Below are 14380 nucleotides of genomic sequence, written 5' to 3' on the forward strand. Positions count from 1 at the left end.
TCCGGAGGACCTGCGTCATGTCCGGTCGTTTCCCGTCTCCCGCCGGATCGTGCCGCGCACCCCGGAACGGTCCGCCATAGCCTCGAGTCTGGGCGCGCCCCAGACTCGCTCCCGCCAGATACCGTCCCTGAATTCGAAGGCGTAGGTCCGCTCCGAGTCGAACTCCAGGATGAGGTTGTTGCCTTCCCGGACATGGAGATCCGCATCAAAGGTATCGGAGTGGTTGAGGTCCTCCTCGTGTCGTTCGACGAGCAGAACATGGTCGAGGCTGGGCGGAACGATCGAACCGACGACCGCCAAGGAATCCGTCTCGGCGCCAGCCGACCGCCAGAGCTCCCACCGGAGATAGCCGATGTCCTCTTCAGGGGCGCAGGTGCAGAACTTCGCTCTTCGACTTGGCCGACACATCTCGATCTCCTTCAGCAATGGCCGCGGGGCGACCTTGCGCCCTGGGACTTCTCATGGAGGAGTCTTCCCGTAGCCGTGCCGCCTATTTTTGCGGCCCGCCGTGGATATGGTCCCGCCCCTGAATTCTCCAAAGGGCCGGCCCCGCCGGCCTTTCTTTACTTTCAGGGGATTTCTAATTATTTCAGGGCAAGAATTTTCATTGAAGTTCAGCACTTTACCAGCTCCTTTGTGCAGATAATTCTGCGCTATGTGCAGTTTCTTCGGCGCGATGTGCGAAAAATTCTGCGCCATGTGCAGGTTCTCCGGATTCGCGTGCAGATTTTTCTGCATCCGTTGCCTTTGCGATCTCGCCACAAGTGCCATGTCTTCGGGCGCCGCCGGACTGAAGCGACGGTGCGCCCATCAGTGGCCGAACGGCCGCACATGCGACAGGTGAGCCAGCCTCAGCGTATGCATCTCTTGTCCTCATGGGGGCGGCGCAGCGACGATCAAGAGGATGTTCATGACCGTCGCTGCTCAGCCGGAAGATGAGCCATCTGCCGGGCCATCGGGAGATTACGCATGGCACCAGAAAACCGGAGCTCTATGCGCCTGGCTCGGATCGGCGCAGATACCAGGAAAAAGTGGCAGAGGGGCAGTGGCATGATCGGACAGTTGCGCAAGGTTCCAGCCAAGGCGCGCACTCTCGCGGCCATAGCTTCGCTTGCCTGCGCGGCTGTCCTCGTGAGCCTGACCTACGAATCTCCGATACTGTGGATTTTCACGACGCGGCACAGCTTCGTGCCTGGCCTGGTTTCGGGCCTTGTCGCGGTGTTCCTCGTGAGGCCTGTCGTGCGGGGCGCTCCTGTACGCGCACAAGCTCGATCTGCCCACCGCTGTAGCGCTCATGCTGGTTTTCTACCTGACCGCGGCTTTCGCTCAGATCGGCCTCGGGAGCCAAAGCGGGCTGTTGAAGACGCCGGCCATGCTCTTCACTCTGGTTGTCATTGCGCTCGCCAACTTCCGTCCGAAGAAATATGGCGAACCGGCGAACTGGCGATCGTCGCTGTCGCTATCTTTGGAGGGGTCAACCTTCGTATAGCGGATACCGCAATGGGTTTCTGGGGCTATCTTCTGGTCTTCTTGTCTTTCATCGGCGTGCTCTTGACCATTGACTTGAACAAGTTCTGGCACCAGGTGCTGTCGGCTGGACGCGGAGAAGTTCGGGATTGAGGTCGTCTGTGTACGCCCTCCTTCCTCAGAGTCCGAGATAGCCCCGCGGCACTTTAGACGGAGCCGCCGACGAAGCGCCATTCTCTGCTGCGTGATCAGCGAAGGACGATACCCTCCTCCTCCGCAGCATCCGCCAGCTCACCCTCCACCAAGGGGCGAAGCGAAAGTGTTACTTGCCCATTACAGGCCTCGGCGTACCTCATGAGAGTTTCGAGGGTCGGCAGGGATCCGGTCGCCGATTCCATCCGAGAGATTAATGGCTGCGTTAGCCCCGAGCGCGCCTCCACGTCTTTCTGAGTCAGGCCTTGGCGCTTGCGCAGCGCGCGCAACGCGAGGGCGAGGTCCCGCTTCATTGCCTGCTTCTCGGCCCGGGGCCCAATGTCTGGGCGCGCCATGCGCAGACGCGCGCGGAAATCCGGAAAGTCATGCGCCATTGTCCTTCCTCCAGTAGGGCGGAGAACTCCACCGTGGAACGCGGCCAAGGCCGGTATGCCTCAAGAGGCATATATATCGGAAAACATAGATGCCGCCACGGCGATGCCCCAGTCCTTCGCGCCACCGGCCGGATGTGCTTATCGCCGAACGGCAGGGGGTGGTGCTGAATAATGTGACGCTCAGGTCCTTACTCCTGATAAGGAGCCATTATCGCACCTGTTGGTGGAAACGCCTCCGGCCGGGCGGGAGGGGCCAGATCGCCAGCATTGATGCCCGCCGCGCGCGCCGGAGGTTTAGACGTCAGATCTGCTGTGATCTAAATGTGGGCGTCACGGTTGTTCGACCTCGACGATTGGAACTTGCGCTTCCTGAAGCATCCGCTCCGATACCAGGAAGCTGTAGTCGAGGGCACCGTCCCTCTCAGGACGCGGCGGGCAAACTACTCTCGCGATGCCGCTCTGGATGATCGCTCGGGCGCAGTCGGCGCAGGGGAAGCGGTTAACGTAAATTGTGCAGCCCTCCACTGCAACGCCGGCGCGGGCGGCATTGTAGATTGCGTTGCGTTCGGCGTGCTCGATCCAAAAGAACTTTTCGCCGCTGGCGCGGTCGAAGCGGGCGTCGTCGTCTGCGGAGACTCCGCGAGGAAGGCCGTTGTAGCCCGAGGCGCGGACCTCGTGGCCCGCGCCGACGATCACTGCGCCAACGTGGAAATCGCGGTCCTCAGACCAGCCTGCCATGTGGTCGGCGAGGCCGAGGAATCGCGCCGACCATCTGTCTTCGGGGCCGCTCATCGGTTCAACCCGCGAAGACATAGGACGTCTTGACGGTGGTGTAGAATTCGGCCGCGTAACGCCCCTGCTCTCGCGGGCCGTAGGACGATCCCTTCCGCCCTCCGAACGGCACGTGATAGTCAACGCCCGCTGTCGGCAAGTTCACCATCACCATCCCCGCCTGCGCTTTCCGGCGGAAGGTGCGGGCATATTTGAGGCTGCCGGTGCAAATGCCGGCCGAGAGGCCGAAGTCGGTATCGTTGGCCACCGCCAGTGCCTCCTCGAAGTCGCCCACGCGGATCACCGACCCGCAGGGTCCGAAGATTTCCTCGCGGTTGATACGCATGGTGTTGTCGGTACCGAGAAACAGCGCCGGCGCTTGAAAGAAGCCGGGCGTCTCCAACTCAAGCCGTTCACCGCCGATGACCTCGGCCGCCTCCGACTTTGCGATCTCCACGTAGTCGAGGTTCGAGCGTAGCTGTTTTTCGTCCACCACCGGCCCGATCTGAGTCGCCGGATCCAAGGCGTCGCCCACCTTCAGCGCCTGCATCTCGCGCGTCAGAGCCTCGACGAAAGCGTCGTGGATGCCGCTCTGGACGATCAGGCGGGACGATGCTGTGCAACGCTGCCCGGTCGAAAAGAACGTGCCGTTCAGGCAGGCCGGGACGGCCACCGACAGATCGGCGTCGTCGAGCACCACCATCGGGTTCTTGCCGCCCATCTCCAACTGGACCTTCTTCTTCATCCGGCCACAGATCTCTGCAATCCGGTTGCCGGTGGCGACGGAACCGGTGAACGAGATCGCATCGATCTCGGGGTGGTTCACCATGGCCTCGCCCACGATCGAGCCGCGGCCCATCACCAGGTTGAAGACGCCGGGCGGGCAGCCGGCCTCGTCCAGCAGGCGGGCGATGACGTGGGCGCAGCCGGGGGTCAGGTCGGCCGGCTTCAGGATCACGCAGTTGCCGAAGGCCAGCGCGGGAGCGATCTTCCAGGCGGGAATGGCGATCGGGAAGTTCCACGGCGTGACCAAACCGACGATACCCACTGGCTCGCGCACCACCTCCACGTCGATGTCCGGGCGAACCGACGACTGAAGATCGCCCGCCTGGCGTAGCGCCTCGCCGGCGAAGAACTTGAAGACCTGCGACGCCCGCATCGTCTCGCCGATGCCTTCTGCCAGGGTCTTGCCCTCTTCGCGGGCGAGCAGAGTACCGAACTCCTCTTTCCGTGCTGCGAGCGCATTTCCCACGGCGTCGAGAAGATCGTGCCTTCGCTGCGGCGTGCTGGCAGCCCATTCCTCGCGTGCGGCCTGCGCGGCTGCCACCGCCCGCTCCACGGCCGACGCGTCGGCCGAGGCGTAGAGGCCGATCACGTCCTCCGTGTTGGAAGGGTTCACGTTCGGGCGGTGGTCGTCGGCCGCGACCCACTTGCCGCCGATCAGGTTCTCGAAGCTGTCGAGCGTGTCTCTCATGTGGTCGTTCCCCTGTTGGTCTCAGCCCGCGAGCGCGGGCTCTGTCCGGTCCAGCGCATCGAGCGCTTGTCTTTCCTGCGGCGCGAGGTCGATGAAGGGCGGCAGGGTGTTCGCCCACGTCCTCTCCCCCGTCCTCCGCGCGACGAGGTATTTCACCGACGGGATCAGCGGCTGCCGCCCAATGGCTGCTCGAAGCTCCGCGATACGGGCGTGCAGGTCGGGCGTTCCGCCTGTGCGCCACGTCTCGGCGCAGATCGATGCCGAATGGTTGACGGTGGCTGAGATGCAGCCTGCGAAGCCCGACGTGGTGGCGTCTCCAAGACTGGTCTCGGAGCTTGGGAATACGGCCATGTCCGGCGCCGCCACGACAATCTCACGGCAATAGTCGAGGTCGCCCGAGGAGTCCTTGATCCCTCGGAACCGCTCGGGCGCAGCCCGGTGCAACTCCTCGATCACCGCGACCGGGATCTTCAGACCGGTCATTTGCGGGTAGTTGTAGAAGTAGATCTGGATCGCGCGGTCACCCAGCGCCTCATGCAGCGCAATGTACCAGCGGACCAGCCCGGCATCGGAGACCGGAGCATAGTAGTATGGCGGCAGGACCAGCGCGACGCGGTAGCCGAGGTCGTCGGCATATTCGGTCAGCGCGATGGTCTCGGCCAGCGACGGCGTGCCGGTCCCTACCATCAGCCGCTCGGGCGCGAACGTGCGGGCGGCCCAGCCCATGACCGTCTTCCGCGTCGCGCTGTCGAAGGAGTTCGCCTCTCCGGTCGAGCCCAGCACGTTCAGCCCGTCACACCCGTTGTCGAGCACCCAACGGCAATGCTCGACGAAGAGCGCCTCGATCGGCTGACCTTGCCCGTCCACGGGCGTGGGCACTGCGGCGATGATGCCTTTCATGTCGATGTCCTTAGCTGTCCTGCGTTTCGGGCACGCGGCGGGCGTAATGCGCGAGACGCGGGTGATCCTTGATCGGCGGCGCGGTCTTGTACCAGCCGCCGGGTTCCTCGAGTTCGCCGTCTGCTGCGAGGAAGACCTCGCGGTTGATCTCGGCGAAGATCGCGTTGTCGGCGTCGAGCTCATCGTCGTAGCGGATCGCATCGACCGGGCAGATGCTTTCGCACATGCCGCACTCGATGCACTCGGTCGGATGGATGTAAAACATCCTTTCCCCCTCGTAGATGCAGTCGACCGGGCAGGACGTGGTACAGATACCGTCCTTCACGTCGATGCACTGGCTCTGGATGACGAGCGCCATGTCTCCTCCGTCTATCTTCCGCGCCAGACGGGCGTGCGTTTCTCGCGGAACGCCTGGACCCCTTCTTCCTGATCCTCGGACGCCAGCGCCGCCATCAGTGCGGGCGTCTGAAGATTACGGGCCTCCACCGGCGAGAGGTGCGCGGTTTGCCGCACCGTCTGCTTGATGGCGGCGACCGAGAGCGGCGCGCAGGAGAGAACGTCGGTGACCCAGGCGTCCACCTCCTCGTCCAGTGCCTCGGGCGCAACGACCGCATTTACCAGACCGTAATGCGCAGCCTCGGTGGCCGAGAGCGTGCGCCCGGTCATCATCAGACCGGCGGCGATGTTGCGCGGGATCAGCCGTTGCAGCGCCACCATGCCGCCGTCGAGCGGCAGGCGCCCTACCTTGGCTTCAGGCAAGCCAAACTTCGCGGTCTCGGCGGCGATCACGATGTCGGCGCCCAGCACCATTTCGAACCCGCCACCCAGCGCCAACCCGTTGACCCGCGCGATGACGGGGATTGACAGGCTGGTTCGTAGTGAGATGCCGCCGAAGCCATTGGGATTGCCGGTGGCCCAGTATTCAAGTCCCGATTTCCCGGTGTTGGCCTTCATATCCGCCCCGGCGCTGAAGGCGCGGTCGCCCGCCCCCGTCAGCACGACGCACCGGATGTCGTCGCGGACCTCGATCTCGTCCCAGATGCGGTCGAGCTCGGCCTCGGTCGCGGCGTCGACCGCGTTCATGCGGTCGGGCCGGTCGATGGTCACGCGGGCGACGTGGTCGCGGACGTCGAAAAGGACGCTCATACCGCCTCCCGCCGCTCGGTCGCGTGCAGGCGGAATTCGCGGATCACTTCGTCCGTGTGCTGCCCCAGCTTCGGCGGGATGTGACGGACCACCACCGGAGCATCACTCAGGTGCACCGGGGAGCTGACGAGCGTGACCTTGCCCAAGAACGGGTGTTCGAGATCCAGCAGCATCTGGTTGGCCGCCGTCTGCGGGTCGTCAAGCGCCTCGCCAAGCGACCGCACCGGCGCGCAGAGCAGATCCTGCTCCTCAAGCCGTTCGATCCAGTGGGCGGTGGTGTTCGTGGCGAAGGCGTCGCGGAAGCGTCCCTGCAAGTACGGCTTGTTAGCACGCTGCACGGCGAGCGTGGGATACTCGGGCGACAGATCCTCGATCTCCAGCGCAGTGCAGATGTCGCGCAGCGGGTTCGCCTTGAATGCGCCCACCACAACCAGTGCGCCGTCCGTGGTGTCAAACACCCCGGTCAGTGGCATGGCGGCCCAGTTCAGTACCTCGCGGTGCTTCGACCACTGCGCGGCCTCCTGCATCTGCATGGCGATCATCGAGTCGTAGAGCGACACGCCGACCTTCTGACCCCGGCCGGTCTTCTCGCGCCCGAGAAGCGCGGCGAGGATGCCCTGAACCAGGTGCATACCGGCGGTGTAATCGCAGAGCGTGGTGGGATAGATCGACTTCGGAATTGCCGGGTCCTGCGTCTTCTCCATCACTCCCGTCATCGCTTGGGCGAGCACGTCCTGCCCGCCCTTGTGGGCATAAGGGCCGACCTCGCCGAAACCGGTGCCGGAGGCGCAGATGATGCGCGGGTTGATCTCTTTCAACGTGTCGTAGTCGAAGCCGAGCCGTTTCATCACGCCCGCGCGAAAGTTGTCGACCACCACGTCCGACTGCGCGACGAGGTCGTAAACCATCTGCCGCCCCGTCTCAGACTTGGTGTCGATCTCGACCGAGCGCTTGTTGCGATTGAGCGAGGCGAAGACCGCGTTGTTCATCGCCTCCTCGCTGGGCTCGCCGAAGAAGTTGCGCGACAGGTCGCCCGCGCCGGGGCGCTCGACCTTGATCACGTCGGCTCCGAAGTCGGCCAGCATCTGCGTGGCGCAGGGACCCATCATGACTTGGGTGAAGTCGAGGACGCGGACGCCCTCGAGCGGCAGGTGTTGCGTGTTCATCTGTTCCTCCCTCACGCGTCCACGGGCTCTTCGACCAGCGCGTTCGCCGACGGCACGTCGCCCGGATCGGCGCCCTGTGCGCGCATCTGTTTCTGAATGGCCGTTACATCGACGTCGCGCAGCGCGCAGTTCGCCTCCAGCGCCTTGGCGACGGCGATGCCCGCGGCCTCGCCCTGGCTCATGCAGGGCGGGATCTCGCGCGACTGCTTCTGCGCCTCGCTCTCGACCGAGTAGTGCCGGCCCGCGACGATCAGGTTGTCGAGCCCCTTGGGCAGCAGCGCCCGGTAGGGGGTGTAGTAATCGCGGCCTCGGCAGACGCTGTCGGCGAAGTGGCGGCGCTTCTTCACGTCGTCCTTTGTCACGACGTATTCGCCCTGCAGCAGCCGCGTCTGGCGGATGCCCATCTGCTCGGCCGCGCCCAACATCTTGGCGTTCTCGAAACCCGGCAAGTTTGCCCGCGCGAAAGCCAACAGACCCATCATCCGCTCACGGCCCTCGTACTCGGCTTCGACCATGTGTTCGGGCGACAGTCCGTCGTAGCCCGGCATGTGCGGGCAGTTGCACCACACGATCCCCGGCAACGGCGTCTTGAGCCACCACATGCCCCACGCCCCGCCGATGATGCGGCGCGCCTGGCGGTCGAGCTTCTTGTATTCCTCGGGGTTCTGGTACTCGAACGCCTCGGCCTTCGCGGTGTCCACATCGCAAAGCCGGAAGACGGTAGTGACGATGAATTGGCCGTCGGTGAACGACGCCCCGGCCGAGGACGCCACGTCGAGATCGCCGCTGGCGTCGATGACCATCTTCGCGCGGATCGCCTGGCGGCCCAGCTTGGTCTGGCAAACGACGCCGGTCACGCGGCTGTCCTCGACCAGCGCCTCGGAGAACCAGGAGTGCGTGCGCAGGTTCACCCCGGCGTCCCGCACCACATCGAGGCTCACGCGCTTCCAGGCGTCAGGGTCAAAAGCGACGGCGTGGATGATCGGCTGCGGCATGCCCTGCTTGTGGAAGTCAATGCAGCCCCAGCGCGACCACTTCTGCCACATCTCCCAGTTGGTCAGGCAGTCCTCGGACGGCGGATAGACAGCACCGTCCTGGCGCTCCAGTCGGTCCACGAACTCGCTCACGATGCCGGTGGTGACGATCTCATTTCCCTCGTTCACCATGTCGTCGAGCACCAGAACCATTCCGCCCGAGGCCATACCGCCGAGGTGGTGGTAACGTTCCAGCAGCGTCACCGAAGCGCCGTTGCGGGCAGCCGAGACTGCAGCGGTCACACCGGCGGGGCCGGCCCCAACGACGACCACGTCGGTGTCGGCGACGACCGGGATTTGCTCGGACCGGGATGAGATGTGGTCTTTGTTACGATCGGTCATTTGGACATACTCCTCCTGATGCGCCGCCAACCATCTTTCGGATCGAGGCGCTTAATATTCAGATTTCACAGTGGGTTAGCCTACCAGCGGACCACCAGCCTCTCGGCTAACGTGACCATGGCGAACATGAACACCGACAGCCCGGACGACATGAACACGGTCGCGTAGAGCAGCGGCGAGTTGAAGTTGAAGGTGGAGTCGATGATCAGCGCACCAAGCCCCAGGTCGGCCCCGACCCATTCCCCCACAATCGCGCCGATTACGGACGTGGTGGCCGAGATCTTGAGCGCCGAGAACAGGAACGGCAGCGACGACGGCAGACGCATCTTCCAGAACACCTCTGACTTCGAGGCCGACAGGATCCGCGCCAGCTCCAGTGCCTGGGGGCTGACCGATTGCAGGCCGCGCACCATGTTCACCAGCGTCGGAAAGAAGCAGATAAGCGCGGCGATCACGACCTTCGCGGTGATGCCTGGCCCGAAGATCAGAACGAGGATCGGCGCGATGGCGAGGATCGGAATGGTGTTGATGAACACCGCGATCGGGAAGAACGCGCGCTCGACCTGGCGGCTGTGCACGAAGGCGACGGCGATAAGGATAGCGGCGATGTTGCCCACGGCGAAGCCCGCAACGCTTTCGAAGAGCGTCGGCCAGAAGTTCTCCATCAGCACCGGAAACTTGCTGATGAAGGCACCGGCCACGTCCGACGGCGCCGGCGCTATGTAGGTCGGCACGCCGAAAAGCTTCACGCCGATCTGCCACAGGGCGATCAGGCCAAGCGCGGTACCCAGCGGCACGCCCACGGCTGCCATGCGGCGCCTGCGGTCCTTGATCTTCTCGACGTCCTCGATGGAGGGCACGGACTGCATGTCTTCGATGACGGCCATCAGCAAGTCTCCAGAAGGTTGCGCAGGTAGGCCGAGTAGCGGTTGAACTCGGGTGTGTCGCGTTGAGCGATGGTGCGCGGCTCGGGCAGGTCGATGTCGACCACCTCGCGCAGGCGGCCCGGATGCGATTTCAGCATGATGACCTTCTGGCCCAGGAACACCGCTTCCGCGATGGAATGGGTGACGAAGAGGATCGTCGTCCCCGTCTCGCGCCAGATGTCGAGCAGTTGAAGGTTCAGCCGGTCGCGCGTCATCTCGTCGAGCGCGCCGAACGGTTCATCCATCAGCAGAAGCTTCGGCTGGCAGACCAGCGCGCGGGCGATGGCGACGCGCTGGCGCATGCCCCCCGACAGCTCGTGCGGCAGGGCATCTTCGCGCCCCTTCAGACCTACGAGTTCCAGAAGCTCTCGCGGAGATCGGGAACCCACTGGAATGTCGATCCCGCGGTTGCGCCCGATCTCGAGCGGCAGTTCCACGTTCTTCAGCGCACTGCGCCAGGGCAGCAGCGTCGCGTCCTGAAAGACGAAGGCGAACTCGCGGGCGAGCCGCGCCTGCTCGGTCGTCTTGCCGAAGATCGTCACATCTCCCGAAGCCGCGGGAATAAGGTCCGAGACCAGCCGCAGCATGGTGGACTTTCCGCAGCCAGACGGGCCGAGGATTGTGTAGAACGAGCCGCACTCGATATCGAGCGTCAGCTCCTCGATCGCGGTGAACGTGCCGAAGCGGACGGAGGCCGCCTGCAGCGACGCGGCGAGGTCACGGGGGGCCGATTGGACCGGCGCACCCTGGATGTTCTCGGCAGCCATCATGGCGGTCACCCGTAATTCGGCCGCGCGTCGGCGGTCTCTTCCAAGACGGACAACGTCATCACGTCGTCCACGGCGGGGGCGGCATTCTCGAACTGTCCGAGGCTGTCATAGGCGTCGATCTGCGCCTGCCAGTTCTCCTTCGTCATCGTGCCCCACCCGCGTTCTGCGGTGGCGTCGTTGAAGGAGTAGTCGAGCACCATTCCCACGGTCTTGAGCTCGTTCTCTCGGTCGAGGTTTGGGTAGCGCGACACCAGGATGTCGACGGCCGCCTCGGGGTTTTCGTGCACCCAGCCCCAGCCCTTGGCGATTGCGCGCAGCATGCCCTGCACCAGCTCGGGGCTCTCGGACAGCGTCTGGTCGGTGACATAGTACGGGTTCGCGTAAAGCTGGATGCCGGCATCCCACAGCGACATGTCCACACGCTGATCGCCCAGGATCTCGAGCGCGCTGGTGTTGGTCCTCCAGCCGGTGACGACGTCGGCCTGCCCAGTCATCAGGGGCGCCATGTCGGAGCCCATCACCAGCACCTCGACGTCATCCTCGGAAATACCATTTTTCGCCAGCAGTGCTTCGAGCAGGATCCTTGCCGTACCGTTCGTGGCTACGCGCTTGCCCACAAGGTCCTTCGGCTCGCGCACCGGGTTCTTCTCGAGCGAGAAATAGGTGAACGGGTGCCGCTGATAGCCGGCGGCGATGCACTTGACCGGAAGGCCGGCCGAGCGGGCGAGCATGAGCGACGGGCTCGACGAGATCGACCCAATGTTCGCGCGGCCCGAGGCCACCGAGGCGACGCCGTCGATGTTCGGCCCGCCGGGCACGATATCGAGCGCCAGGCCCTCTTCGGCGAAGAAGCCCTGCTCATCCGCCGCGACCTCGCCCAGAATGCCGTTGCTCGCCAGCCATCCCAATTGGAGCGTCACGGTCTGCAGGTCCTGAGCGAACGCCTTTTCGATACTGACGAAGGTGCCGGTGCACGCAGCAGCGCCGACCGCCCCCAAAGACTTCAGTACGGACCGTCGGCTGAGGGCTGGTGATATGTCGCGAGTCATCTTGGTCTCCTGTTGGGCTCCAGACTCGGCCGCTGCATTTTTGTGTCCTTGTCCGGCCGATGGCTTGAGGTTAGGACCCAACGAGGCGATGCAGGTAGAATAAAGTTCTGCCACCCGTGGTGCGCTTTCTGCACCACCCGACGGAGCCGAGGACGTGATCCATTCCATCTTCCTGAAATACTTCGACGAAGTGGCTCGGCAGAAATCGATCCGGAAGGCGGCCTTGGTGCTGAACGTTTCCTCTACGTCGGTCAACCGGAAGATCCTGAGCGTAGAAAGCAGGCTCGGAGTTGCACTTTTTGATCGAACTTCAGAGGGCGTCGAACTAACAGCGGTGGGCGAAATACTGCTGGAGCACTGTCGCAAGACGCTCCACGACTACGAACGGGCAAGGGTGCTGATCGACGATATCCGCGACCTGCGCACGGGCCACATCAACATCTTCACGATCGACTCGATAGCGGTTGGCTGCCTGCCCCGCGCCATGAGTCAGTTCAGCGAGACGTTTCCCGACATCTCCATTTCCGTCACCACCACTCAGCCGGAAGACGTGGTGCAGGCAATCACCTCGGGTGAAGCCGACATCGGTATCGCCTTCACCTTCACAACGCACCCCGACGTACGGATGCTCTCCGAAAAGTCCGCTCCCTTTGGGATCATCCTGCCGCCCGACCATCCGCTGGCCAATCGGGCAAGCGTGACCGTGGACGACATCGCGACCTATCGGCTGGTGCGGACGATCGACGCGCGCGGGCGCAACTCAATCATTGACCAGGCCATCAACTCGCTGGCCTCGCCGTTGTCCACACACATCTTCACCAATACGCTTGTTCTTGCAAAGGAGATGATCCTCGCAGGCCAAGGTATCGGCCTTTATACGAAGATTGGCTTCTATGAAGAAGTCGAGCGCGGCGATCTGCGGTTCGTGCCACTTATCCAAGAAACACTGAACAACGTCCGCATCGGGGTCATGGTCTCCGCCAATGCCGTGATCGACCCGGCGAAGCGACTGATGTGCGACGCCGTCGGGCGCGAGATGAGCCGGATGCGGCTCGACTCGTGAGCGACACTGCGCGGACACACCGCTCCTGACTTGGATCCAATATACCGGCAGTTACGCCCGAGAGCCTCATTCCATCTCACTGATGCTCGCTGACGTCGGCTTGAACCGCACCGGGTCTGCCAGAGGCTCCAACTCTTGAGTAGACTGGAGCCATCATGAGCAAGACGACAAACAAGTTTTCCCCGGAAGTTCACGACCGAGCAGTCCGGATGGTCCTCGACAATCACGGCGGGCACTGTTCTCGCTGGCAGGCGATCGTGTCCATCGCAGCCAAGATCGGTTGTTCGGCGAACACCCTTAACGAATGGGTCAAGAAGGCCGAGGTGGACAGCGGGCAGCGCGGCGGCATCTCGAGCGATTGGCGGAGAAGATGAAGGCGCTCGAACGGTAGAACCGGGAGCTGCGCCAGGCGAACGAAATTCTCCGCAAGGCGTCAGCATATTTTGCCATAGCGGAGCTTGTCTTATGGAATCGCCGGCTCCTGAGGCAGAAGGGAGCCGCTGCCCGCGGGGACGCCCTGAGCTGGTCACGATAACCAGGGTGCGCTTATCGGAACTGTGGTCGGAGGCGTCGTGGCGCTGCGGGGAGGGACCTACTGATCCATCCAGTCCCAAGGCTCCGGCTTCGGCGGCTCCAACTCCAATCCCTCCGGCATTTCCACGCCGTGCTTCTCCAGCCAGTCGCGAACCTCACCCCACACTTCGGCGGGGCCGTGGGTCCGTGCAGAGAGAACTTCTTCCAACCGCTTCTTGAGATCATGGGGGACAGTGTAAGGCCACATGTCTCGGCACGTAGGCACTTCAGGCGCTCTGTCCACACCCGCGCCGATCGCCCCGATAACGGGCTTTAACGGGAGGCCTTGCGGAACGCCGATGCTTGTACGCTCGGCGAGCGCACAAGGGGGGCGACGTGAGGCCGGGACCAGCCCGCAGCGCTCACCAGAAGCGCGCGACTTCACTAATAGGTTTGCTTTCGTGCATTAGTGATAATAAATCGCACTGGTGTAATCAACTCAAACTGGAGAGTGGTTCAATGACTGGCATGGAACGACTGAAAGGCCTCAAGCTGACGGCGGCTCAAGCGAGCTATCTTCTCGAACTCTCTCCGGAGCTCATCATGGAGGCAGCAAGGGGCGAGGAGACGCCGCAATGGCTGGACTATTGCCTGACCGGCATGGAGACCGAGTACGAAGAAGACCCAGAGGCATTCGCGTATCTGCGGCTCGGGATGGAGTTCACCGGAAGCTCTTGGTCCGCACAGACCGTCCGTGCGACCGTGCCAGTGCTGATCGAACAGGCGCGCAAGGGACAGATTCTGAGCTATCGCGATCTGGATGGTGAACTGCATCGCCGCGATCCCAGCCGGACTCCGACGGGAACCTTGCCGAAACTGTCGAAGCCGCTGGGCCTTCTGGGCGACGTCGTGGACCATGTGCGGCGGGAGGCGCGGGACCCCAGCTCTCGGGTTCCCGAAACCTACGCCGACCTCCCGCCGCTCGAGGTCCTCGTCGTGCGTGGAAGCACGGGGCTGCCTGGGAAGGGAGCGGACGTCTTCCTCACCAACTACCTAAGGGACAGAGGGGAGAGCGACGTCGAGGAACGGATGATCCTCGAGCGGAAGGCGCTCTACCGGAAGGCCCAAGCCGACGTCTTCGCGCATGAGGACTGGGACATCCTCCTCGAGCT

General features: G+C 63.6%; 16 protein-coding genes and 1 pseudogene. 4 read left to right on the top strand and 13 right to left on the bottom strand.

Going from position 1 to position 14380, the window contains the following annotated elements; genetic code table 11:
* Window positions 1-15 precede the first annotated feature (15 nt).
* Together BM162_RS19065 and BM162_RS22515 are read right to left on the bottom strand one after the other, a co-directional pair.
* Window positions 16-426 (bottom strand): hypothetical protein, encoded by a 411-nt coding sequence (locus tag BM162_RS19065; RefSeq protein WP_143096231.1) that lies wholly within the window; start codon window positions 424-426, stop codon window positions 16-18.
* Between the two features lie 33 nt (window positions 427-459).
* On the bottom strand, window positions 460-738 hold the full coding sequence (locus BM162_RS22515; RefSeq protein ID WP_143096232.1) for a hypothetical protein: 279 nt from the start codon (window positions 736-738) through the stop codon (window positions 460-462).
* Between the two features lie 556 nt (window positions 739-1294).
* On the opposite strand from BM162_RS22515, the gene BM162_RS19070 reads away from it, so the two are divergent.
* Window positions 1295-1489: a hypothetical protein gene (locus BM162_RS19070; protein WP_093425154.1), complete on the top strand. Its 195-nt coding sequence runs from the start codon at window positions 1295-1297 to the stop codon at window positions 1487-1489.
* Window positions 1490-1715: 226 nt separating this feature from the next.
* On the opposite strand, the gene BM162_RS19075 is transcribed toward BM162_RS19070, so the two are convergent.
* From BM162_RS19075 to BM162_RS19125, 11 genes are all read right to left on the bottom strand, one after another.
* Window positions 1716-2054 (bottom strand): helix-turn-helix domain-containing protein, encoded by a 339-nt coding sequence (locus BM162_RS19075; protein ID WP_093425155.1) that lies wholly within the window; start codon window positions 2052-2054, stop codon window positions 1716-1718.
* A 330-nt stretch (window positions 2055-2384) separates the two neighbouring features.
* Window positions 2385-2846, bottom strand: coding sequence for a deoxycytidylate deaminase (locus BM162_RS19080; protein WP_093425156.1), 462 nt, complete (start codon window positions 2844-2846; stop codon window positions 2385-2387).
* 4 nt (window positions 2847-2850) lie between these two features.
* Window positions 2851-4299, bottom strand: a complete 1449-nt coding sequence (locus BM162_RS19085) for an aldehyde dehydrogenase family protein (RefSeq protein ID WP_093425158.1) — start codon at window positions 4297-4299, stop codon at window positions 2851-2853.
* Between the two features lie 21 nt (window positions 4300-4320).
* Window positions 4321-5199, bottom strand: coding sequence for a dihydrodipicolinate synthase family protein (locus tag BM162_RS19090; RefSeq protein WP_093425159.1), 879 nt, complete (start codon window positions 5197-5199; stop codon window positions 4321-4323).
* A gap of 10 nt (window positions 5200-5209) precedes the next feature.
* A complete protein-coding gene (locus BM162_RS19095) occupies window positions 5210-5557 on the bottom strand; it encodes a ferredoxin family protein (RefSeq protein WP_093425161.1) in 348 nt (115 codons plus the stop codon).
* Window positions 5558-5568: 11 nt separating this feature from the next.
* Window positions 5569-6345 carry an enoyl-CoA hydratase-related protein gene (locus BM162_RS19100; RefSeq protein ID WP_093425162.1) on the bottom strand — a complete coding sequence of 259 codons (777 nt, stop codon included), beginning with the start codon at window positions 6343-6345 and terminating at the stop codon, window positions 5569-5571.
* Window positions 6342-7511 carry a CaiB/BaiF CoA transferase family protein gene (locus BM162_RS19105; RefSeq protein ID WP_093425163.1) on the bottom strand — a complete coding sequence of 390 codons (1170 nt, stop codon included), beginning with the start codon at window positions 7509-7511 and terminating at the stop codon, window positions 6342-6344. The genes BM162_RS19100 and BM162_RS19105 overlap by 4 nt, the downstream gene beginning before the upstream one ends.
* An 11-nt stretch (window positions 7512-7522) precedes the next feature.
* Window positions 7523-8887, bottom strand: coding sequence for an FAD-dependent oxidoreductase (locus tag BM162_RS19110; RefSeq protein ID WP_093425165.1), 1365 nt, complete (start codon window positions 8885-8887; stop codon window positions 7523-7525).
* An 80-nt stretch (window positions 8888-8967) separates the two neighbouring features.
* Entirely contained in the window at window positions 8968-9774 is an 807-nt protein-coding gene (locus tag BM162_RS19115; RefSeq protein WP_093425166.1) for an ABC transporter permease, read from the bottom strand.
* Window positions 9774-10583 carry an ABC transporter ATP-binding protein gene (locus tag BM162_RS19120; RefSeq protein ID WP_093425171.1) on the bottom strand — a complete coding sequence of 270 codons (810 nt, stop codon included), beginning with the start codon at window positions 10581-10583 and terminating at the stop codon, window positions 9774-9776. Before BM162_RS19120 ends, BM162_RS19115 begins: the two co-directional genes overlap by 1 nt.
* Window positions 10584-10588: 5 nt before the next feature.
* Complete coding sequence (locus BM162_RS19125; RefSeq protein ID WP_093425168.1) at window positions 10589-11632, bottom strand: ABC transporter substrate-binding protein; 1044 nt, start codon at window positions 11630-11632, stop codon at window positions 10589-10591.
* A gap of 154 nt (window positions 11633-11786) precedes the next feature.
* On the opposite strand from BM162_RS19125, the gene BM162_RS19130 reads away from it, so the two are divergent.
* The 3 genes and pseudogenes from BM162_RS19130 to BM162_RS19145 all read left to right on the top strand — a co-directional run.
* Window positions 11787-12695 (top strand): LysR family transcriptional regulator, encoded by a 909-nt coding sequence (locus BM162_RS19130; RefSeq protein ID WP_218153139.1) that lies wholly within the window; start codon window positions 11787-11789, stop codon window positions 12693-12695.
* Window positions 12696-12850: 155 nt separating this feature from the next.
* Window positions 12851-13083, top strand: a pseudogene (locus tag BM162_RS19135) (transposase); the annotation flags it as partial.
* Between the two features lie 644 nt (window positions 13084-13727).
* The coding region (locus tag BM162_RS19145) for a hypothetical protein (RefSeq protein WP_143096233.1) at window positions 13728-14380 on the top strand (653 nt) is incomplete at its 3' end.

This window comes from Tranquillimonas alkanivorans (assembly GCF_900115595.1).
Taxonomy (GTDB): Bacteria; Pseudomonadota; Alphaproteobacteria; order Rhodobacterales; family Rhodobacteraceae; genus Tranquillimonas; species Tranquillimonas alkanivorans.